The following is a 22664-nucleotide window of genomic DNA, read 5'->3' as shown; positions in this document are numbered from 1 at the left end:
GAGCAGATCATCACTTAGTGCTCTGTCCGAATTATGGGGTCCAGTTCAATAATCACTCAGGGCTGATAGTTCAGTCTGTTTTGCTTCACGCTGGTAACGGCGAAACTATCTTTCCAAATCTAGAACAAGTGGATGGTGAAACCTATCGCCTATTGACCGAAGGAAATGCTGAGAATAAAAGATACTCTCTTACCGTTGTAGCTGTTGATGCATCAGGTAATGAGACTGTCGTTACCGCAGAGTTCGATATCGACAACATAGGCCCGACCCTTGTGCTACGAGGGAACGGTACTGACCTGAATAATATCGTGATGTCGCCCTCTGGCGAGATTCTCATTCATTTGCTCGACAACACACCTGGTGGCGTTTTGAAGTCCGCATGGCTCACTGGCCCCAGCGGCATAGCTGATAATGTCAGTTGGAGCCGTGTAAACGACGAAACGTTCAGCATCCAAACACCAGGCAATAGCGGCGATAATGAATACACACTTCGTGTTGTTGCACTTGATCCCGCTGCCAACACCGATACGGCAAATGCAACGTTTCACATCGACGGCATCGAACCTGAAGTAAAGTTGCTTGGCAACAATAAGCCACTAGACGGTGCACTGTTGATGCGTAATGCTGTGATACGTATCAAGGTCACTGATAATCGACCCGGAACTTCGATTAACGTGCTGAAACTTAAAGGCTCGGATGGCAAACTCGTGGCCACGAGTCCGCGTCGTATTGACGGTACTACCTTCGAGATCGAAACCCCCGCCGGGGATGACTACACGATCAGTGTCACTGGGGTCGATGCTGTCGGGAATACCGTGCAGTCGAGCGCAGCATTCTCCGTGGACGATGCAGCGCCTGATGTAGTGCTCACCGTGGACGGTAAGGCACTGGATGGTGCCGTGTTCTCGCCCGAAGGCGAGATCCGCATTCAGCTGACTGACAATCGGGCGGGGGCGAAGATTCAGTCGGCGAAGCTCACTGGCCCGAGCGGCAAGACGATCAATGCCGAATGGAGCCGGCTCAACAGCACGACGTTCAGTATCGGAACGCCGGATGACGGTAAATCAAGCGATTACACGCTTTCTGTGGTTGGCCTCGATGCAGCGGGCAACACAGACCAGGTGAATGCGACTTTCACGGTCGATAGCATCGAACCCGACGTCACCTTGCTTGGTAACGGTAAGCCGCTTGATGGGTCTCTGTTAATGCAGAGTGACGATATCCGCGTCGTGGTTGCCGACAACCGCTCGGGTACCACAATTGAGTCACTCGAGGTCACTGATTCGAGAGGCCGTGCGGTGCCGACGAACTGGTCGCGGCTCAACAGCACGACGTTCCGTTTGGATACGCCCGATGGCGGCGGTTACACGATCAACGTTACGGGCGCCGACGCGGTGGGCAATTCGAGCCAGGCCAGCGCCTCGTTCTTGATCGACGGCACGAAGCCCAGTCTTTCACTCACAGTGGATGGCAACCCGCTTGAAGGTGCGATCTTCTCGCCAGAAGGCGATATCCGTATCCTCATGACCGATGATCGTCCAGACCCCGAGATCCAGTCTGCAAAGCTGACTGGCCCGGGCGGGAAGCTAGTGAGTAGCCAGTGGACCCGGCTCAACAGCACCACGTACCGGGTGGCCACGCCGGATGACGGCAAACACTCCCGGTACACGCTCGTAGTGGACGCTATCGACGCCGCAGGCAATACCGAACAGGTCAGTGCCACCTTCACGATTGATGCGGTCGACCCGAGCGTTACCCTGCGTGCTGATGGGAAATCTCTCGATGGCGCGCTACTGAGGCCCGAGAGCGAGATTCGTGTCATCGTCGATGACAACCGTGGCGGTACGTCGATCCAATCTCTGACCGTAACGGCATCAGACGGTCGTGTGGTCGATGTGAACTGGGCGCGTGTGAATGCCACGACCTTCAAGCTCGACACGCCGGCAGGCGACGACTACACGATCAAGGTCACTGGGGTGGACGCGGTGGGCAACACCTCGCAGGCCAGTGCTGCGTTCACAGTCGACGATACGATGCCGGACCTGGTGATAAAGGTCGATGGCGAGCCGCTCGACGGTGCGATCTTCTCGCCTGCGGGCGAGATCCGGGTTCAGCTCGGTGATGATCGCCCAGGCGCCGGTCTTGAATCGGTGAGGCTGACCGGCCCGAGCGGCAAGGCGGTGGATGTCAGCTGGAATCGAGTCGACAGTTCGACCTATGAGCTGACGACCCCGGACAGCGGTGATCACGAGTACACCTACACGGTGGCCGCGAAGGACGCAGCCGGCAATACGGCCCGGATCACCGCGCGTTTCACGGTTGATGCAATCGTTCCGAACGTAAAGCTTGATACCGATGGTGCGCCACTGGCCGGCGCGCACCTGATGCCCGGCGACGATATTCGGATCAAGGTCGAGGACAATCGCCCTGGTACGCGTGTCGTATCCGCGACCTTCACGGGTACCGACGGAAAATCTGAGACAGCAGAGCTCGAACGCGTCGATGGCACGACCTTCCGCGTCCAAACGCCGACTATGGGCGGTGACGACTACACGATGAACGTGGTTGGCGCCGATGCCGTGGGCAACGAGGCCTCTGAGAGCGTCGTGTTCGTTCTCGACGTAGAGCCGCCGGCGATTCTGATCCGGGCCGAAGGCGAAGCACTCGATGGTGCAGCGGTCGATCGGACCAACGTGATCCAGATCAGCGTGACCGACAATTATCCAGGGGTCGATATCCAATCCGCCACAATTACGGGCGGGCCCAATGGTGAAACGGTCAACGCGACCTGGACCCGTGTTGATGAGTTCACCTTCCGCGTGACAGGCCCCTTCCTGTACGCCTCGGCGTCGGCAAACGACTACACGATCAATGTGGTCGGTATCGACGCGGTTGGGATCACGACTCGCAAATCGGCGACGTTCACTTACGCGCCGCCGGCGGGTGAGGTCGCGGCCGGTGTCAACGGTGGGGTGGCTATTATCCCCGGCGCCAAGCACGCATTCACCTCCATCGAGAGTGCGCCGTTCATTCGCATGGACGGTTCGGTTCTCGCTGGTGGCCATGCGGTTCAAGCCACCATTCGGCCTGGCTCGGGTGTCGGGCTTGTCGTCAACGGCGTGGCTTTGGCGCCCGGTCAGACGAAACGAGTGGCCAAGTCATTCGACTTCACCGCGTCCGGCGGCAAGATCGTTTTGCCTGTTGCGGCTCGCTCAATGGGTGACGAGGGCAACGCCTATGTTGATTTGAAGATCGACGCACCAGGCGTTGGTGAGCTGAGTGCGCCTGTCGAGGTATGGCGCGCGAACATTGATCTCCAGTCGGCGGCCTGGAAAGTAAAGCAGGGCTTCGAGGAGATCATAATCGATGCCGTCGCTGACGGCGCCACGCGTTGCCGCTTGACGCGCGACGAGGCCGCGGCGCGCCAGCATGAGGTCTTGTCCGATCCAGTCTGCTATCTCGAGTGGGACGTTCTGCCGCAAGGGCTCGAGCCTGCCCGTGTGGCCGAACCCTATGCCAATAGCATCGGTCTGCGTGGCTTTGCCAAGGTCACGGGCGAGCAGGACATCGAGTACAGCGTCTGGATTTTCGACGAGGCAGGTGACCCGTATTTGATGCAGCAGCGTCGCTTCAAGCTCGACGTGGTACCGCCCTATGTCATGGGTGATTTCGCGCTCGAGGCGCGTGAGGACGTAAGCGAGGTTTATCGTCAGGTGCAGAGTGTCAATCTCTCGCTGCGACAGTCCGATGGTGAGCAGTGTCTACTAACGCTCAACGAGGACGAAGCAATCAGCCGTAGCGCGATGGGCCGGCTGACTTGTCTGGTGGAATGGACGAACATGCCGAGCGGTCTAGCCCAGGTTGAGTGGTTCAGCACACCGAACCTGACCGGTATCCTCGATACGTTGGGCGAAAACCAGTTGGCGTGGGATCTCTCTGTCTTCACGCCGCAAGGGGCCAAAATCAAGGTCAACGCCCAAACTCTGTCGATCGAGGTCAAAGATCCACCATCGCCTGTGCTGTCGATGGACGACAAGGATCGGGTGGCCGAGGGTCTTTACGCCGCATCAATGGAAGGTGGCTATCTCGGTGATCTCAAGGCCAAAAGCTACAGCGCCGATCTGCGTCTGACGCTTGCCCGTGAGGGTGAGGTCTACGAATCGGTCGTGGCGCCGGGTGGTTGGGGCGACTACAACATCGCTCAGCGGCGTGTGAATGCCGACGCGCGCGGCCTATGGAGCCAGACGCCGTACAGCGCAAAGGCGCAGTACACTGAACTACCGACCTCCAAGGCAGAAATGGCCTTCAAGGTGCTGGCAGTACCGTCGGAGTCGATTTCGCCGGAGATCACGGTTGCCGAGGAAGAGGTGCTCAACACTGAACCCCTGGCTGTCACGGTTCGCATGAATGACCCCTTCGCAGACACGGGCTACGACCCTGAGAGCATGGGTCGCTGGCGGGTTCGTATCGTGAGGATGGAAGGTCTGGATAGCGACCCGCTGACCGACTATGTGCCGGTGCCCGATAGCGGCGAGACATCATTCAGCATCGATCTGGATGACGTTGAAAGCCCGCGTATCCGGTTGAGCGCCCAAGCCGAACTGATCAGCCCGGTACCGGAATACGAGCGTGTAGTGCTATCACCAAGGCCGCTCTATCTCACAGTGCTGCGCGGCAAGGGTATCGAGGCCACGGTGGAGGGGCGGCGACTGAGCGGTCTCGCGCCGCTGACCGCGGTGATGTCGCTCGAGCTGGATAACCGTCTGGATCACACGGCGCTTGGCGATGTGGTCTGGGAGATGAGCGACGATAAGGAAACGTGGGAGCCGATGAACGCGCAGCAGCTCTATGCGACCCGCATGGTGCATGTGTTCGAGCGAGGGATGTACTGGGTGCGCGCGAACGTGACCAACGCGAATAGCGGTGTGAAGTTGCGCACACCTACCGTCCAGGTCAACGCTTATCTCGTGCCCAAGATTGACGTGGAGGGGCCGGAGAATGCGTTCATTGGTAGCACGGGGCATTACAAAGCTCTGGCCGAGGATGCTCAGGGCGAGGTGGTCTTCGAATGGTCGCTGGACCGCGGCGAGAGCTGGCAGTCCGGCACCGACACGCTGGACATCACCCGCGACGAAGAAACCCGCGTTTCGATCAATGTCCGCGGGCGATATGAAAGCGCTCCGGCAGATGACGTCGAAGCATGGGATAGCGCCCGCACTCGGTTGTCCTTCCGCGAGCCTCGCGGGCCGAATGTGCGGATTTCGGGCCGAAGCCTGATCGAGACCGGAAAGAGCTACGACTACCAAGCAATCGTTCGTCCGCCTTATCGAAATATGGACATCACAATAGGCGGGCGCTGGACGTTGCCGGATGGCTCCAAGATCGAAGGCGCCCAGATGGCCTATACGCCTACACACGAGGACCTGCTCAATGAGCGAATCAAGCTCTACTACCACGCGTGGATCGAAGGCTACGAGGATCAAGGCGCTGTGGACGACGCCGAACAAACCCTGCGTATCTGGCAATACAGTTGGCCCGAATTCCGGTTCCATAACCGGATCACGGCGATGTACGCGCCAGCTGATGTAGTTGCGCGGCTGCGCTCAATGACTTCCACGCGAATTCGCGAACTCGAGGAGCCAGTCATCGAATGGGAGATTCCGAGTGGTTTGAATGTCACCGAGGAAGGCACAGACGCGGTTCGGGTGTTCAGTGTCGCGGAGCCGGGCGAATACACCCTGCGTGCTTACATTAAAGACGCGCGCGGTCATAGCTCGACGGTGGAAGAGACCCTACGGTTCGAACAGGCGCCGGACTACGCCTTCGATATCAGCTACAGCGCTTCGAATCGCTATAACAGGGCACCGATGGATATCCGGGTTCGCCCGAACGTCAGCGGCGGTCATCCTCGCGATCGTATCCAGCGCTATATCTACCGGCTCAACGATGAGCAAATCGACACCGATGGCCGCTATGGTTCGGTGAGCATCGCAGAGCCAGGCGAGCATCGCGTGAGCGTTTCCATCGAAACGGAGATGGGCGAACAGGCTATTGGCGAACTGACCATCGAAGCCAACGAGAACGCGGCGCCCAGTTGCGAGATCGAGAGTATCGGTGGCGACACTTACTGGCGTCTAAGCGCGCAGTGTGACGACGATGACGGCCGTGTGGTTGGCCACGAGTGGTACGTCAATGGCGAGCGGGTTGGCCTGAGTGGCAACCGGATCACGGTTCGCAATAGCGGTGACGGCCCGCCACAGGTTCGCATGATCGGGATCGATGATGCTGGTGCACGCGCACCGGAAGCGATCTGGACGGGCGGATAGCGGCAGCCTGAACCGGCCCTAGAGTGACCCGGCCTTGAGCCGGGTCATTTCTTGGGAGAAACGTTAGAAATCGACGTTTACCCCGGTTTGAGTGAAAGCCAGCTTGGCTACTATTTCTGTGCGGCGGTTATCCCCCAATCGTCGCCTGTCAAAACCCCCTTGACCCGGCGCACCCCCGCGCCGGGTTTTTTTTGGTAAAGCTGCAAAAACAATCGCTTTGCTCGTCTTTTCCAAGTGTGAGCACGGTTAATCTGGGGCCGCGGGTTGGTCCCCAACCTCCCTTTACCCGCGCCCTCGTTTGCCCGGCCGCTACGGCCGGGCTCTTTTTCGAGAAACGCTAAAAATCGCTACTTTCCGCACGAGCTGAAACACTGCGCCTGACTATCTTTGCCACATGTTCAAGCATGTAGGCACCCCAATGAATCGAGTCGCTGCATCGCTGGCAATGGCCGTAGGCCTGTTTGCCGGCAGCGCAAGTGCGGAACTGCCGGCGAATGCCCTCGACATGAGCGGCATCACGGACATGACAACGTTGCCCACTGAGGGCTTGAAGATCATAGCGACCGATCGCGGGATGATCGCGGTGACCTCGAACGGTCGATGGGTGATCAAGGGCACCGTCTACGACACATGGCAGATGCGGGCTGTCCGCTCGGTCGCTGACGTGCGTGAGTCGGCCAACAAGATCGACCTCGAACGTCTCAAGGTCGATATCGACGGCCTCGAGCCGCTGTATGTCGGCACACCGGGCAAGCCCGAGGTGGTGGCCTACATCGATCCCTATTGCGATGCCTGCACCGCGCTTGTTCGGCAGATGCAGGCCATCGGCGATGAGTACCGCTTCAAGCTGTTGCTTATCGGTGTTGCCACCAAGGAATCCGCTGATTTGGTGCGCACGCTGGGCTGCTCGCCCGACGATGCCGCCGAAAGGGCCCTGGTGACCGGTGACTATTCCGGTCTGAAGCCGGACCCGGACTGCGATCTCGATCCGATGCGCCGAACCCTGATCACCGCGCAGTTGTTCGGCGTTGACGCCCTTCCGTTTTTGATCGCCCCCGACGGCCGGATACGCAATAGCGCGCCGCAAGACCTGTCGGGCTGGCTGGAGGCGGAGTCGTGAGGCGATACAACAACGAAGAGCGGATCTCAAGCCTGCTCACCGTAGTGGCTTATGACGAGGATTCCTCGCTGTTCTTTCTGGACGATCAGAGCTTGGCATTCGCTTTTGTGTGCCGGCCACTAGTCGGCGGCACACACTCCGACAGCGATCGCATCAACAACCTGCTGAACAACGATTGGCCGAAAGGCACGTTATTGCAGTTCTGTCTCTGGACGTCGCCAAACCTGACCGATCACACGCACGCGTTTCGCGCCCGCCGTGTGGGCCTGCGCAATGACCCGCTGCTGTCGTCTTATATCGAATCGGCCTCTACGTTCGCTGCCGAAGGCGCGTACAAGCCGCTGCTCGAAAACTCCGAGATGCGGGCCCGCGATATCCAGCTTGTGATCGTGTGCAAGCTGCCGATTGGCGCTGATATGCCCTCCGAGAACGACATCGATCAGGCCAAGCGCTTGCTGTCGGCCACTGAGCGCAATCTCAAGGCGATCGAGATGCCGACACAACGCTTGACCCGGAACTCCTATCTGGAGCTGATGGAAACGATCCTGAACTGGTCGGACAATCCGGGCTGGCAGACACGCAAGCCCAATGCCGATGATTATGCGCCGCTCAAGGAGCAGGTGGCCGATTACGACGTGGGGATCGCCCCTGAAAGCGATGGCCTGAACATCGGTAATGCCTTCGTCAAGACGCTTTCGATCAAGCGTTTCCCTCGCAAGGCATCGTTCGGACTGGCCACGACCTATCTGGGTGATCTGATGTCGGGCAGCCGCGGCATTCGCGAGCACTGCTTGATCACGGCCACGCTGTATTTCCCGGATGCCCAGTCCATGCGCGGCAAGCTCGACCAGAAGCGCTACTGGACGATCAACCAGGCCTACGGCCCTTTGTTGAAGTTCGTGCCGCAGCTCGCTGTGAAGAAAGCCGGTTTCGACGCATTACACGAAGCGTTCCAGGACGGCGATCGGCCGGTGCGCATATATCTCGGCATGACCCTGTTCGCCTCCGACAAGACAGCGGCCGACGCTGCCGTGTCCAACGCAAAGACCTTCTGGAGCGAAGGCGGGTTCCAGCTGGTCGAGGATAAGTATTTCTATCTTCCGTGCCTGCTGAACTGCCTGCCGTTCGGCGCCGACCGCACGGCCGTGCGCGATCTTCATCGCTACAAAACGATGGCCACGCGTCACACGATTCCGTTGCTGCCGCTGTTCGGAGACTGGAAGGGCACGGGTACGGCTGATTTTCAGCTCTACTCGCGCAACGGCCAGCTTATGAACATGAGCCTGTTCGACTCGGACGCCAGCTATAACGCCGTGGTCGCCGCTCAATCAGGCTCAGGCAAGTCGTTTCTGACCAACGAGATCATCTCGGCCTATCTCTCCATGAGCGGCCAGGTCTGGGCGATCGACGTGGGCGGCTCATACGCGAAGCAGCTCGAGATGTACGAAGGCGACATGCTCGAATTCAGCGCCGGCAAAGACCCCTGCATCAATCCGTTCCCCCTCGTGAACAACTACGCCGATGAGGAGGACATCCTGATCGGGTTGATCGTGGCGATGGCGGCGCCGAATCAGCCGCTCAACGATCTTCAGATTGCCGAGCTTAAACGTGTGCTCAAGGGGATCTGGGACGAGAAAGGCAAGAGCATGACGGTGGACGATCTCGCCGCGGTGCTCATCCTGAGCGAAGACCAGCGTGTACGCGATGTGGGCCACCAGCTGTACCCGTTCACCAGCGCCGGCGAATACGGCCGCTACATGGTCGGCGACAACAACGTGACCTTCACCAACCGCTTTACGGTGCTCGAGCTTGAAGCACTCAAGGGCCGGCGCCACTTGCAGCAGGTTGTCCTGCTCGAACTCGTCTATCAGATCCAGCAGACGGTCTATAACGGTGACCGGTCACGGCCCAAGATCGTGATCATCGACGAAGCCTGGGATTTGCTCGACAGCCCCAACGTCGCCGGATTCATCAACGACGCCTACCGCCGGTTTCGTAAGTACGGCGCGGCGGCGATGGTCATTCTCCAGTCGGTGTCCGATCTCTACGAGAACCCGGTGGGCCGGGCGATCGCCGAGAACTCGCCGAATATGTACCTCCTAGGTCAGAAGCCCGAGGCCATCGAGACGCTGCGCACTGAGAAGCGTCTGTCGCTCAATGATGCCGGCTACAACTTCCTCAAGTCGGTGCACACGATCGCCGGGGTCTATTCAGAGATTTTCTGCATCACCAGCCGAGGCGCCGGTATCGGACGCCTGATCGTCGATCCCTTCCGCAAGCTCATGTATTCGACCCATCCCAAGGACGTGCAGGCGATCGCCAACAAGCAGGCCCAAGGCATGGGCGTGGTCGATGCGATCAAGGCCATTCAGCAGGAGCGCGCCCGTGCCTAGTTCCAACAAGACACTGTTCGCCAGTGTGATTCTTGCCGCCATCACCGGCGCTGGTTCCGGATGGTACGTCAGCCAATACAATCAGGAGAGCGTCGATCTTCGGCTGCGCCCACCAATCGCGGTCCTCAACTATGTAGATGCACTCAAGGGCGAGGCCGATCAGGTGGACAGCATCATGCTTGAGCTTGATACCAAGGCGGCACAACTCGCCGACGCCGGCTTTCTGGTCATCAACGGCAGCGCGGTCGTAGCCTATCCCGAGCATATGCGTGTGCCGGTAGGTGGCGGCGATGAGTAGCGCGGCTGGGCCGAGTGCCACAGAACGCCAGCCGCGCCAGCCCTGGCTGTTGTTCTTCGGCAAAGCGGCTCTTGTACTCGTGCCGCTCTATGTAGCCGGCCACTTTGCCGCTCAGCGCTACAGCATCGGAATCGACCCGCAGGCCGAAGTCAGCGTGCTGACTGCTGAGGGTATGGCGCCGCGGCTCATGCTCATCGACAAGCAAGATCACGATATCGAACGCGGCGATATTGTCTCGCTGCGTATGAACCGACGCGCCCAAGAGCTCTGGCAACGTACAGGCATAACGATGCGTGCGGCTGGGCTGAACAAGCGCGTGGCTGGTGTGGCCGGCGATCACGTAGTCGTGAACGTACAGGGCGTATTTATCAATGGCCAACAGCGGGCTAGGGGCCTGGCGCTTACGCACACGCTGCGTGCCCACCCGTCGGTGTTCGAGCGTGAACTGATCGTACGTGAAGGTGAGTATTTCCTGCTTGGTGACGTGGATTCGAGCTTCGATTCACGTTACTGGGGCACAGCGCGCGCTGACGATCTGATCGGCACGGCCACGGTGCTTTATGCCGAAGCGCGTAACTGAACCGGGGTTGCGAGTACGCCGGCTGCTCGTCGTAGCGGCATTAGCCGGCTGCGCGGGTGCCTCTGGCGTGCTTGCCGCGTCTGACACGAACGCGATGCGCGAAGCGGCACGCCAGACCGCCGAAACCAGCCAGCATCATCGTACTGTCCAGACCGGCTCCCAGGCCGAGATCAACGAAGAAATGCGGGAAATCGCGCGGGCGATAACCGAAGGCACGAGCCGGGATATCGCCAAACGGATCGCTGAGGAGTACGGCAAAACGCATCCGAACGTACGACTACCTCAGCCCGACGCCGCGCCGACGCGTCAAGCCTATATTTTCGTGTCGCGTTCGCTCGGCGCAGCCGCACTTGAGGAAATCTTTCGCAGCATTGCTGGTACTTCGACGGTCGCCGTTTTCCGAGGCATCCCCGAGGGCAGCCGTCTAGGCCCCGCGATGACCGAGATCCACACCATGCTCCGTGCGCTCGAGCTTGATCCCGTGCCCACCGTCACCATCAACCCCGCGCGCTGGCAGACCTTCGGCATCGAGGATGTGCCCACGCTGCTTATTGCCGAGGGCGATACCGAACTGGCTCGCGTAAGTGGCATGACGAATGTGGGCTGGCTAGAAAGACAATTCGAACGCGGCGAGGAGGGCGATCAGGGCGTGCGTGGCCCGATCGAAGTGCCCTCGGAGCCTGACTTGATCGAGGTCATGCGAGAACGTGCGAGTCAGCTTGACTATGCCGACATACGCGAGAAAACCATCAAGTCTTACTGGGACGACGTGCCGATGGAGGATTTGCCGGCCGCGACCCAGAACAGCCAGCGCTTGATCGATCTGAGGGTGCGCGTCACCGAAGACATCACCACGCCCGACGGTCGCTATATCGCACGCAAGGGCGATGTGATTAATCCGCTCGACATTAGGCCCTTCACGCGCCGGCTGGTCATCTTCGATCCGACACGCGCCGATGAGCTCGTGTTCGCGCGCGATCAGGCACAGACCTACGACAACACCATTCTCATGGCCTCCCGCTTCGACCGCGAACAGGGGTGGGACGGCTTCAATGCGCTCGAAGCACAGCTTGGGGAGCCGCTCTATCGGCTTACAGAGGATGTGCTGTCCCGTTTTCGAGTGCGAGCAACGCCTTCTGTTGTGCATGCCACTCAAAGGGGCGATGTGGCGATCAGTGAATACCACCTGGAAAAGAGGGTGAGCGAATGAAGATCGATCTGGCCTTTCAAAAGATCATGGATACAGTCACCGGGCGACCCGTGGCCTACGAAGTGCTCGCACGCGGTATCGAACCCGGTACCGGTCGTGTTCTCACGCCTGGTGCTTTCATGGGCACGGGCGCAATACGCTGGGAAGATATTGATCTGTGTATCCTCTCAGGGCTGTCACACAAGCGTGTCCAGATACCGCGTGGCATCGGCATCAGCATCAACGTCGCCCCGGAGACGATCGTGCGCGAGCGCTACTGGCGGCGCTTCATCGAGTGGGTCGAGTATCTCGCTCAGGTGCATGACGCCGACGTGATCGTGGAAGTCTCCGAGCGCATGAATGTGCCCGAGTCCGAGATCGCCACGCTCATCGATGCGTTGCATAACGCCGGCGCGCTCGCCGCGCTGGACGACTATGGCACGGCTTCGTCCTCGGACGAGCGTCTGAAGGCGCATCAGTGGGACATCTGCAAGATCGACTACCGGCCGATCATGCGGCCGGAGAAAGACCGGATCGCGCAGGCTGTGGTCGAGTATTGCGACCGGCGCGGTATCAAAACCGTGCTCGAGGGACTGGAAACCGCTGCTGACATGCAGCTCATTGATCGTATCACGGCGAACTGGAATCAGGGCTTTGCCTACGGCATGCCGTTTCTCAGCGAGCCGGTCTATGAGGGCGAACAAAGCATCGAGATAAGCGCATGGGGCATGGCCCCGTGCTGACGCTTTGGGTACGCAAGGCGGCTGTGCTGGCGCTACTGCTAGTCGCCTGTGCTGCCATGGCCGCTGATGGGCGCGTAGACGATGACGGCGGCAGCGCATTTGCCTGTCCTGACGCGTCTGTGATCTCCGGCAAGATGCTGACCGATATATGCTGGAGTTGCTTGTTTCCCGTTCGCGTGTCCGGCGTTTCGCTCGGCGGCGGCGGCCGTCGCCCGGACAACGCCACGGACAAGATTTTCTGCACGTGCCGCGACGAGGCTGACGGCATGTATGAGCCGGGCCTGACGATGAGTATGTGGGAGCCGGCACGCATCGTGGAGCTTGTTAAAACGCCCGGTTGTTCCCCAACGCTGGGCGGCGCGCGCCTGCCAACCGGTACGGGGCGAGCGAAGGGCAAGGCCGCGGACGGCGAGTACGACAACTCGGATGTGTCGTTCTATCACTACCACTACTACGCCTTCCCGATCCTATTGATGCTCGATCTGTTCGTGGAAACCCGCTGCAACGCGGGCGGTTTTGTCGAAATGGATCTCATGTATCTGTCTGAACTCGATCCGACCTGGAACAACGATGAATTGGCGTTTTTTACCTCGCCAGAGGCAGCGGCGATCGCAAATCCGATTGCTGTCGCGTCGTGTTCGGCTGATGCGGTTGCCGCTAGCGCGGGTCGTCCGCTGCAAAGTATGTTCTGGTGTGCCGGCACCTGGGGAACGCTTTATCCGTTGAGCGGGCATGACACCAGCACGGGCATGGTCAGTGACACCAACCTGCTCGCCACCAAGGCGGTTGCGGCGCTACACCGCCGCGGCCTGACACGCGCGACGTCCGGCTCAGAGAATCTGTGCGGTAGCACGATCGAGCCGATGTTCCCCAAAGACCAGTACAAGTGGTCGATGTTTTTCCCGCGTGCGGAAGCCGAGAGCGATCATGTGACAGGCGAAAGCACGCTCAAGTGGGGGTGGGGCCGATCGATCCCCGGCGTGGGCGAAGATGCTGTTTACATGCTGTGGCGCTGGAACGACTGCTGCATGGTGTTCTAGCCGATGCTTAACCGCGATGCTGTCTTCTTTCGCGCGATTGCTCTTGCGCTGATCGTTGCGACGTTATGGACGCCGCTGGGCTTGACCATTATCAATGCTCGCGTAGTGGGCTTGTTACTGCGTCTGAGCGTGACAACAGCCTATGCCGAAGATGTGATCCTCAGTGGCGCAGATGAAGGGCGCGCTTTCGGCGCAGCACAGCTTCAGCAGTTCACCCAGCCGGAAATGCACGATGGCAGGGTGACGTTTCCCGAGGTGGGCCAAAGCCTGAATGTCAGCGACCTATATCCAGACACTGAAGCGGGAAGCGACGGGGATCTGGAATCGCTTTATGGCGACAACCAGGCGATGAAGCAGGCGGGCTACGATGCCCAGTCTCGTCTTGAAACCGAGAACTCGACAACAGGCGTGGCCTACCGTGTGCTTTCGGACACCACGCACAATCTGTCGCGCCCTGATCTGACGAACGATCCGATCTTCTCTCAGACCGATCACGTCAATGCAAACTTTGACGTGATAGCGGAGGAGTTCGGCGACTGTAGCCAGGAGACGAGCTTTACCGAGGATAGCTTTTCAGCTCACGTGCCGGATCTTCGGCAGTGCGAACGCATACCGCTGGATGGTGACTGTACGCTCACCCACGACTATGACCCGGCCAATGCCGCACTGATACGCCAGACTGGCGGGCCCGACAGCATCCAGTCTTGTGGCGACGGCTGCGTGGACATCTGGATCGGCAAGGTGGGCGATAACTATTGGAGCGGCTCATGCACAGTTTTTGAGACAGAGAACAACTTCCTGTTCCAGCACCCGCAGGCGATCGAATCAGCCACCTTCGTGCGCGCGAAGTACGACGATTACATGCAGGTACTACTCAATGGCGAGAAGATCTGGCAAGGCCCGAACGAAAACTTCCCGCCCGAGACCGACGGCTCATGTGAGCTGGATACCAGCTGGGACCAATCGCCGAATCTCGATATCACTGAGCACTTCAAGAAGAAGGGGCCGCTGGACTTTCTGATCCGGGTATCGGTCACTGGCGAGGGTGAGGGCTACGGCAAGATCCGTCTGCTCTACGATCCGACAAAGATCGATGCCGGCGATACGTGGACTCCAGCCTCATGCGCGAACACGGTCAACGCCAGCGCCGACGGGTTCTGCGAGAACGCCACGGTGGTCTGTACCGACGAGATCATCCCGGAGCCGGGCGGCTGCGCGATGATCGACGGCAACATAATTTGTCCCGACATGCTTTCCGAGCCGCCTTTCGAGGGCGGCAGCAGCTTCTGCAATGAGTACAAGGTCACCGCTGACTGCAACTTCAACAAAGGCAAAATGGAGTGTTGGACGGACGCCCAAGGCGTCGAGCAATGTCCGACCAACGAGGGCGACCAGACCAACAGCTGCCAGAAGTACGAGGACGATCCCAACTGCGGCTTTGTGAGCACGCAATGCGTTAAGGGCGCAAAAGGCGAAACCGGCAACTGTTATGTGCACGACGAGACATGGGACTGCGGCTATGACGCCGATGTACCCACGATCAACAAGGAAACAAAGTACGAATGTGCAGGGCCGATCCGCTGCATAGGCGAGGAATGCGGCACAGAGAACAGCTCAACCAGCAATGACTTCGCACGTGCCGCGGCAGCGCTCCAGGTGGCTGAATCCATACGTGGTGATGCTTCCTGCCGCGAAGTCGATACCTCTGGCGTCATCGACTGCAAGATATTCCAGGGCGAATCCATGGAATGCAAAACGGCCGTTGGTGGCTACGTCGATTGCTGCGAGACACCCGATAACGTGTCAATGGGCGACTATCTGAACCTCATGTTCAACGCCCATAAGGCGATGACGACCAGCATGGCGGGGCAGGGGGCGGTCGCCGGCGCCTGGGAGACGCTTCGCACGCCATATCAGACTGGCTGGAATCATGTTACGTCCGCGTGGGATAGCGTGAAAGGCGGCTTCTCCAGCGCTTGGGATTCACTGACAGGCTCGACTCAGGCAGCGACTACCGAGATCGGAAAGAAAGGCGTGATCGCGGGCTTCAAGCAGAAGTTCATGGAAAAAACGGTTCAATGGACGGCAGACGCGTTTGGGCCACAAGCGGCCAATGCGCTGTTCGTTTCGGCGGGTAAGGCTGGTGCAGGGCCGGCGGTGGACGCCGCTACAGGGCAAGTCAATGCAGGCGGACAGCTTCAACTCGGCGGTGTGGCAGGTAATCTACTCGGCGGCGTAATGCTTGCCTACACGATCTATTCCATGACCAAGCTTCTGATCCAGATTATCTGGGCTTGCGAACCTGAAGAGTTCGAGCTGGGCGCAAAGCGCGAGCTTAAGAGCTGCCACTACACAGGTTCGTACTGCGCGAGCAAAGTACTGGGCGTGTGTGTCGAGAAACGACAGAGTTATTGCTGCTTTAATTCGCCGCTCTCGAGGATTATTCAAGAACAGGCGCGAGGTCAGCTCGGTATCGGCTGGGGCGATGAGGAAGATCCCGACTGCCGGCCTTTGACCACGAATCAACTCAACGAGATCGACTGGGAGCGCGTCAATCTCGATGAATGGCTCGGCATTCTCAGCGCGAATGGCCACTGGCCAAACGCGGATAATCTCAATCCTGAAGCGATGACAGGTCTGGGATCGGCGCTCAACGTGGGCGATCGACCGGACGTTGTGACACGTACCAACGAACGGATCGACGGCTTGGGCGTCACGGACAAGCGCTTTGAGGCGGCCGATGACATCGTGGCCGGAATGGCGCCATCAAACGCGACCGATAGCCCACTGACAAGTAATGACGGTGGCGCGAAAGCCGATTGGGATGAAGATGGCGTGCCGAACGCGACCGACAACTGCACGTTCACCTATAACCCGAGCCAGGCCGATGGTGACCGCAATGGCGTAGGCGACGCGTGCCAATAGATGTGCTGTTCGATAGCGACCGAGCGAACATCATCCAAGGTGTTAGATTAGCGATCTAACTCAAAGACAACCTGCGGCGCGCGGGTAATGCCATGTGTGGACGCTACGGCCGAACGACCTCGGCAGCCCACTTTGCCAAGCTGATCGAAGCGAGTTCGCCTAATGACGTGACTGACGCGCCAGGCTTCAACCTGCCACCCGGCAGTATGCGGGCCTGCGCACTGCGCACGCCGCGCGATAATACGCTCAAGATGGGGTCGGCCTGGTGGGGCTTGATCCCGAGCGGGGCAAAAGACGATAAGTTCTCGCCTATCAATGCGCGTAGCGAAACGGCAGCGGAGAAGCAGCCGTTCGCGAATGCATTCCGAAAGCGACGGCTATTGTGTGCGGCCGACTACTGGATCGAGTGGCAGAAGGGCGATGCAGGCAAACAGCCTTGGCTGATCCGACCTGAGGACGGCGCCCCCTTCTTCTTCGCCGGTATGTGGACGCAGGCGAAAGGACTGCCCCCTGAGCACAAGCTCGCAGATGCGGTGACCTTCACGATCCTTACCGGAAAGCCGCATGACGCCATCGCCCATATCCACGATCGGCAGCCTTTGGCGCTGACGAACGAGGCGGCGTTGGCCTGGGTCAACGCGCCTGCCGATTCGTCGGTCGAGCACCTACAGGGCATTCTTGAGGATGGGGTGATCAGTACCTACGAAAGTTGGCCGATCTCAACGCGCGTGAACAAACCGGGCAATGACGAACCATCGCTCATAGAGCCGATATAAAAAAGCCCTGCTCAAGTGGCAGGGCTCGATTCTGGCGGAGTTGTCGCGGCGAGGGACGTGTCAGCTCTCCGTAGACGCAGGCTCAATGAAGTACAACGCTTGCCCTTCGTGAAGCACCAAGGGTGCTGGAAAAAGAGCGAACTCGGTTGCGTTCTTCTGAAACGGTGTGCTGCTTGGCGCGACATAGATGAAGTAATTAGTCGGAAGCGACTCGCTCATGCTGTGGTATGCCCGCAGCAAAGGGATCTCGGCCCGACTGCTCATATCGTCAGCTTCCTCGAAGTAGAATCCGACGCCGACGTGAACACGCCATGAAGGAAAGCCACCGATCGACTCGGGGGCGATCGCATTCACTGCCTCGTTTGACTTACCGATTGGACGGGACACAACGCGCACTTCGCACAAGAACCCCTCCTGCTCACACTCGCCGCCCCTGATCGCAGCGTAGAGGGCGTGTTCATATCCGTAGTTGAAAGCGTCGAACTGCTTGACTTCGCCCCAGTGGTACGGCGCCGGCATCTCCATAGCGGCTAGTCGATCGCGCATGACACCAAGCACACGCTCATTGACCTGGACTGTCGCGTCATCCGCTGTTGCAGCCTCGCTTTTCGGAATCCAAGCCACTACACGGGTATAGGCGTCCTTCGGGGTGTCGCTGCCCAGAAGCACATTCGTGAGCATGTTCATGCCCACGTTCGCGCCCAGCGACAGCCCGTTCGGGTTGCTCAAAAAGCCCAGGCCGCCCGCTGCGAGCGTGCCGCCAACGCTCGCGCCCCCCGAGTCGAGGTGCTGTTCGACCTTCTCGTGCTCCACGTCCTTGAGATGTTCGTAGCCCGCCGCGCGCGTCAGGTTCCACGCCTTCGAGTGGCTGGGGTCGGTCTTGTGCATGGTCGGCGGCGCGGCTGCACAGCCCGACAGAACGGCTACGGCCGCGAGTGCCGTGAAGGCGAACAAATGACGAGAGATCATCGGTCTAGGTTCCTTGGGTGGGTATATGGGTAATGCTAGATGCAGCGGCTGATTCTGCAAGTCGCGTGGGGAGTCACGACACAAAAAAGGCGCCTGCCGCCAAGCGAGGCGCCTTTATCCAGTGGCGGGTAATTAAGCCGGTACCGCGTCGGCTTTCTCCTCGTGTTCGGGCAGCACGTCGGCCGTACTGGATGTTTCATCGGCATCACCCTTCGGAATTGAAGCCGCGACTTCTTCTTCCTTGCCCTTGGCTTTGGCGGCACGGTGCGCGCGCTGTTCGAGATCGACAATACGATTGCCCAGGCGCAGGGTACGACGCTGCCAGTCGAAGATCAGCTGGCGCCGATTCTTGTTTTCCAGCTGCCCGTGAATCCAAAGGCCGTCGATCACGGCCACCAGCGCGTCGTACAGGCGCATGACATCGAGCAGGCGGCTGACCTGCGGCGAGGACACCTGGATGCTGGTATCCATCGGCGACGTGTAGACCACGCCGCGCTCGACGCCGCCGGCGCGCCCGATCTCGGTCAGCCGAGCCTTTTCGGCTTCGATGTCGGTTTTCCAGTTGACGATCATGTCGTCGATCACCTTTTCGACTTCATCGACTTCCTCGTCCTCGCCGATGATGCGAAGGATCACGTCGATCGCGTGAAGCGAGCGTGCGGTGCGGGCGAAGCTGCGATCGAACACGCGCTGTGCGTATTCGGTTTGCAGGGTGAGAGGTTGTTCTAGGACCGGGTTCGAGTATTTCGTGGCCATGGCTGTTCTCGCTTGGTGTTGGATGTGCCGATCAGGATTTCGGCAGCGTCAAAGTTAGCAACGCCTATCCCCAAAACTGGGGCGCAAAGTAGCCAAAATCGGCGTTTTTCAGACACCGCGATTCCGTTCGCCGGTCTAGTATCGAATCTCCCTCTCGTCCTTTTCGGACGACACGCTGCCCGCGTGTAAAGCCGGGTCTCGATAGCTGGTCGAGCAATAAAAACAGCAACAACCCCGCCGTCCCGGAGGTCTCTATGCACCTCCCGGACGGGGGAGGTGCGTCTTCGTTCTGGAGATGTGCCATGGCAAATGCCCAAGTCTCACACCAGAAGCTCGAGGAAATGGGTCAGCTGCTGCTGACGTTCTTTTTCTCGGATGATCCCGAGCCTGCCTCGGACCCTGAGTGGTCTGACATCGACATCGATACGCTGCGCGAAAGCATCCTCAAGGACGCCCTCGGCTGCATTATCGGTGTCGGCGGTCGCCGTCTGGATTCGATCCGGCGCGACGCCTGGCGATGGATTACGTCCCGCAATCTGCACCCTTTTGCCTTCGACGTATGTGCGAAGTCATTGGGCGCCGATCCGGACGAGCTCCGCGTGTCCTTTGCCCGATTGGTCGAGCGCAGTGAACACGCAACAGTGCAAGACCTGAACCGTGCCCGTGCCCTCCTCGCAGAGTATCTCGAGGAACCGGGAAAGCCCTGCGGCAAGCTCGCCGCTCTACTCAACGCCTGATCTTCAGGTGCCATCCCGGCCGGGGTATTTCACCCGGCGGGTGGGGTGCTCCGGCTTTTTCAGCAGGAGTACCTATGCAGTCCAAAGCCAACATCTACCGCTCACTGCGGCAGACGTATTCCTTTATGACGGCGAAGCATGCCTGGGCCTGTGCTCAGGCCGAGATCGATCTTGCTCGACGAGTCCAATCCACGGGCTTCGAATGGCAGACCGATGCTCGCTACAACGAGTTCGCAATGTGGGAAGAAGCCGGTTTCACTCTGACAGCTCGTAAGGAGTTGGACGAGCTGGGCTGGGAGCTGGTTGGGCGTGATTTCCTTGGCACCTTTCAAGATGCCTGGGCGCCGCACGCGATCCATCACAGCAATGACCCGCGGATTATGACCTGGTTCGTATCCTCGGATCCTGACTACCGCCATGAGAACTACCGTCGAGCGCGCTCGTACGGTGATGACTGGCACTACGTCGATGTCGTCGTCACGGCCAGCCGAGAAGGCGTCGTTCTGGGTGAGGCCCGGTTATGTGGCATCGAGTCCGATTCGGACGAGAGCCACTTCACCATGGTCGCATTCGAGCAGGCTGACGATGCTATCGCGATTGCTCACACGACACTCAAGAACCTCTGCGGCTGCCACTAGCCGTTCGTAACTGACAAGCAAAACCCAGCCGGGTATCTCACCCGGATGGGTCGGGGTATTCGGCTAATTCAACAAGGAAATAGCCATGAAAAACCCCCAAAGCCTGATCAACGGCCTGTACCGCGAGCTCATCATCGAGCTTGCAGAAAAAGGCGACTCGATCGAGACCACCCTGGAGTTTCATACCTCGGCAGATGCCCGTCGATTCGAGACGGTCATCGGCGAGAAGTCACCCCAGGCCCGTGTCGTACCCGGACAGCACATGATCCATGTGACGACCGATAGCCCCGAGATGAGCCTGAGTGCCTTCGACTGCATCGAAAGTGCGCCGGCTCGCAATATCCGCGTTTCGTTCAAGCCTGCCCCCGTGCCGGCCTGAACCACGCTCCTCTACCCACCCCGGTCAGGGCCACTCCCGACCGGGGTGGCTCTGGCAGTTTTCTGTCAGCCAGGAGATCACGATGAAATTCGTTATCGGTTATAGCGTTCAGCAGATGAAACAAGTCAAAGTCGGAATCGAGGCCAGCAGCGCCGAAGAGGCGCTGGCGAAAGCCAAGATGATGTTCGACAACGGTAAGCACTGGGATGAGTCGGCCGAGTGCATGCTGCTACAAGAAGAGTTTGCCCAGTGCGAGGTTACGCCTCGCGCGTTGGAGTTCACGCTGAGCGAAGAACTGGGCGACAACGACTATCCATTGCCGCATTCCAGCGTTCGGGCGATGGAAAAAGATGCAACCGCGCGTGCCGTGGTCGAGCAGCTGGTCGAGGCCTATCGGCGCTCCAGCGAAACCGGCGAGCCGGTCAGCGCGAACGACATCGATGCAGCCTATTGGCTCGCGCTCGAGTGTCAGCTCTGAGGCTCATGCGGATCGGATGACGTCGATTAGATAACGAGCGGGCTTCGGCCCGCTTTTTTTGTCGATAAAGAAGGAAAAACAAGAGTCTTCCGTTGCTTGCGCTGCCCACATGGCCACCTATAGTGGCCCCTGATCCAAGGGAGATAGTGAACATGCGCAGTCGGGTAAAGGTGTCGTTTTTCTGTGTGCTGGTTTTCCTAGCGGGCACAGCTCAGGCAAGCATCGAAGTCGCCAGTTGGAACGTGAAGCACTTGGGATGGAACAACGGCAAGAATGAGGAAGCTGTAGCGACCGTACTCAGACGGTTCGATCTCATCGCGCTCCAAGAGGTCATGAAGCCGCAGGCGGTCAAGCGCCTTGAGCGACGCTTGGAGTCTGTTACGAACGAGGAGTGGAGCAGCATCGCCAGTGACACGATCGGGCGCGGCTCGTACAAGGAAGCCTATGCGTTCATCTGGCGTGACGCTGAGGTGTCGTTCGAGGGTGGGGCGGTCGTTTATCTCGATCCCGGCGACGTGTTCGCGCGCGAGCCATTCTCGGCACTGTTTGCCGATCGGGACGACGGCCAGCAATTCGTTTACGCCAGCGTTCATATTCTCTACGGCGACGGCAAGGCCGACCGCACACCCGAAATACGCGCGCTCGCCGATTACTGGCAATGGCTTGAACAGAGCTTCGACGCGCCTGCCGTACTTGCCGGCGATTTCAATATGGCGCCCGACGAATCGGCATGGCGCGCACTGGGTCGCGATGCGCAAGCATTGATTACCCGCGGTGCCACCACACTGTCTTCTCACGACAACCGCTTCGCGAATCTCTACGACAACATCTGGGTTCGCCCAGGCCAGTTGAACATCACCGACGGCGGCATAGCCGATTTCCCCAGCTGGCTGAACATCACGCATGAACAGGCGCGTGCAACTGTGTCGGATCACGCACCCGTGTATATGACGCTCGACGGCGGGCATCTTTCGACAGCGCCAGCCGCGGTGAAGCGTTCGAGCAGCGCGCCCGCCGAAGCCGCCTGCGTCGATCTGAATAGGGCCGGTGCCGAACAGCTCGCATCACTCGTGCATATCGGTGCAGCACGGGCTCAAGCAGTGATCGAGGGTCGGCCTTGGGTATCGGTCGCGGATCTTCAACGTATACGCGGGCTAGGGCCGGCGCGTGTCGCCGATATTCAGGCCCAGGGCGAAGTCTGCCCACTGCGATAGAACGGCCGGGCCGACTGGCGCCCGCTGTGGCTGCGATCTATAGGCAAGCCGCACGGGTTCTACCCCGTTTCCGCGGACGATTGAGAAAAGGTTAACGGATATT

Annotated in this window: 17 protein-coding genes; 15 read left to right on the top strand and 2 right to left on the bottom strand. The window is 59.4% G+C overall.

Annotation, left to right across the window (positions count from 1 at the left end):
* Positions 1-128: 128 nt before the first annotated feature.
* The 10 genes from T5B8_RS19210 to T5B8_RS19165 all read left to right on the top strand — a co-directional run bounded on the left by T5B8_RS19210 (position 129) and on the right by T5B8_RS19165 (position 17390).
* The gene (locus T5B8_RS19210) at positions 129-6326 is read left to right on the top strand and encodes an Ig-like domain-containing protein (RefSeq protein WP_353180918.1); all 6198 of its coding nucleotides are present in this window, start codon (positions 129-131) and stop codon (positions 6324-6326) included.
* Between the two features lie 394 nt (positions 6327-6720).
* Positions 6721-7446 (top strand): thioredoxin domain-containing protein, encoded by a 726-nt coding sequence (locus tag T5B8_RS19205; RefSeq protein WP_353180917.1) that lies wholly within the window; start codon positions 6721-6723, stop codon positions 7444-7446.
* Positions 7443-9839 (top strand): type IV secretion system protein TraC, encoded by a 2397-nt coding sequence (gene traC / locus T5B8_RS19200; protein WP_353160373.1) that lies wholly within the window; start codon positions 7443-7445, stop codon positions 9837-9839. The genes T5B8_RS19205 and traC overlap by 4 nt, the downstream gene beginning before the upstream one ends.
* Positions 9832-10137: a hypothetical protein gene (locus T5B8_RS19195; RefSeq protein WP_353160371.1), complete on the top strand. Its 306-nt coding sequence runs from the start codon at positions 9832-9834 to the stop codon at positions 10135-10137. The genes traC and T5B8_RS19195 overlap by 8 nt, the downstream gene beginning before the upstream one ends.
* On the top strand, positions 10130-10717 hold the full coding sequence (lepB, locus tag T5B8_RS19190) for a signal peptidase I (protein WP_353160368.1): 588 nt from the start codon (positions 10130-10132) through the stop codon (positions 10715-10717). Before T5B8_RS19195 ends, lepB begins: the two co-directional genes overlap by 8 nt.
* On the top strand, positions 10698-11927 hold the full coding sequence (locus T5B8_RS19185) for a TrbC family F-type conjugative pilus assembly protein (protein ID WP_353160365.1): 1230 nt from the start codon (positions 10698-10700) through the stop codon (positions 11925-11927). The genes lepB and T5B8_RS19185 overlap by 20 nt, the downstream gene beginning before the upstream one ends.
* Complete coding sequence (locus tag T5B8_RS19180) at positions 11924-12649, top strand: EAL domain-containing protein (RefSeq protein ID WP_353160362.1); 726 nt, start codon at positions 11924-11926, stop codon at positions 12647-12649. Before T5B8_RS19185 ends, T5B8_RS19180 begins: the two co-directional genes overlap by 4 nt.
* 56 nt (positions 12650-12705) lie before the next feature.
* Complete coding sequence (locus tag T5B8_RS19175) at positions 12706-13689, top strand: TraU family protein (RefSeq protein ID WP_353160541.1); 984 nt, start codon at positions 12706-12708, stop codon at positions 13687-13689.
* Between the two features lie 3 nt (positions 13690-13692).
* The gene (gene traN, locus T5B8_RS19170; protein ID WP_353180916.1) at positions 13693-16614 is read left to right on the top strand and encodes a conjugal transfer mating pair stabilization protein TraN; all 2922 of its coding nucleotides are present in this window, start codon (positions 13693-13695) and stop codon (positions 16612-16614) included.
* 92 nt (positions 16615-16706) lie between these two features.
* Positions 16707-17390 carry an SOS response-associated peptidase gene (locus T5B8_RS19165; RefSeq protein ID WP_353180915.1) on the top strand — a complete coding sequence of 228 codons (684 nt, stop codon included), beginning with the start codon at positions 16707-16709 and terminating at the stop codon, positions 17388-17390.
* 60 nt (positions 17391-17450) lie between these two features.
* On the opposite strand, the gene T5B8_RS19160 is transcribed toward T5B8_RS19165, so the two are convergent.
* Both T5B8_RS19160 and T5B8_RS19155 read right to left on the bottom strand, forming a co-directional pair.
* Positions 17451-18359 carry a hypothetical protein gene (locus T5B8_RS19160; protein ID WP_353180914.1) on the bottom strand — a complete coding sequence of 303 codons (909 nt, stop codon included), beginning with the start codon at positions 18357-18359 and terminating at the stop codon, positions 17451-17453.
* A gap of 132 nt (positions 18360-18491) precedes the next feature.
* Positions 18492-19115 (bottom strand): hypothetical protein, encoded by a 624-nt coding sequence (locus T5B8_RS19155; protein ID WP_353180913.1) that lies wholly within the window; start codon positions 19113-19115, stop codon positions 18492-18494.
* Between the two features lie 302 nt (positions 19116-19417).
* On the opposite strand from T5B8_RS19155, the gene T5B8_RS19150 reads away from it, so the two are divergent.
* From T5B8_RS19150 to T5B8_RS19130, 5 genes are all read left to right on the top strand, one after another.
* Entirely contained in the window at positions 19418-19852 is a 435-nt protein-coding gene (locus T5B8_RS19150; protein WP_353160348.1) for a hypothetical protein, read from the top strand.
* A gap of 74 nt (positions 19853-19926) precedes the next feature.
* A complete protein-coding gene (locus T5B8_RS19145) occupies positions 19927-20490 on the top strand; it encodes a hypothetical protein (protein WP_353180912.1) in 564 nt (187 codons plus the stop codon).
* 85 nt (positions 20491-20575) lie between these two features.
* Entirely contained in the window at positions 20576-20869 is a 294-nt protein-coding gene (locus tag T5B8_RS19140) for a hypothetical protein (protein ID WP_353180911.1), read from the top strand.
* A gap of 82 nt (positions 20870-20951) precedes the next feature.
* Positions 20952-21347, top strand: a complete 396-nt coding sequence (locus T5B8_RS19135; RefSeq protein WP_353180910.1) for a hypothetical protein — start codon at positions 20952-20954, stop codon at positions 21345-21347.
* A gap of 92 nt (positions 21348-21439) precedes the next feature.
* Positions 21440-22561: an endonuclease/exonuclease/phosphatase family protein gene (locus tag T5B8_RS19130; protein ID WP_353180909.1), complete on the top strand. Its 1122-nt coding sequence runs from the start codon at positions 21440-21442 to the stop codon at positions 22559-22561.
* Positions 22562-22664 lie beyond the last annotated feature (103 nt).

This window comes from Salinisphaera sp. T5B8 (assembly GCF_040361255.1).
Lineage (GTDB): Bacteria > Pseudomonadota > Gammaproteobacteria > Nevskiales > Salinisphaeraceae > Salinisphaera.
The sequence above is the reverse complement of the archived record's forward strand: the minus strand, read 5'-3'. Positions and strand labels throughout refer to the sequence as shown.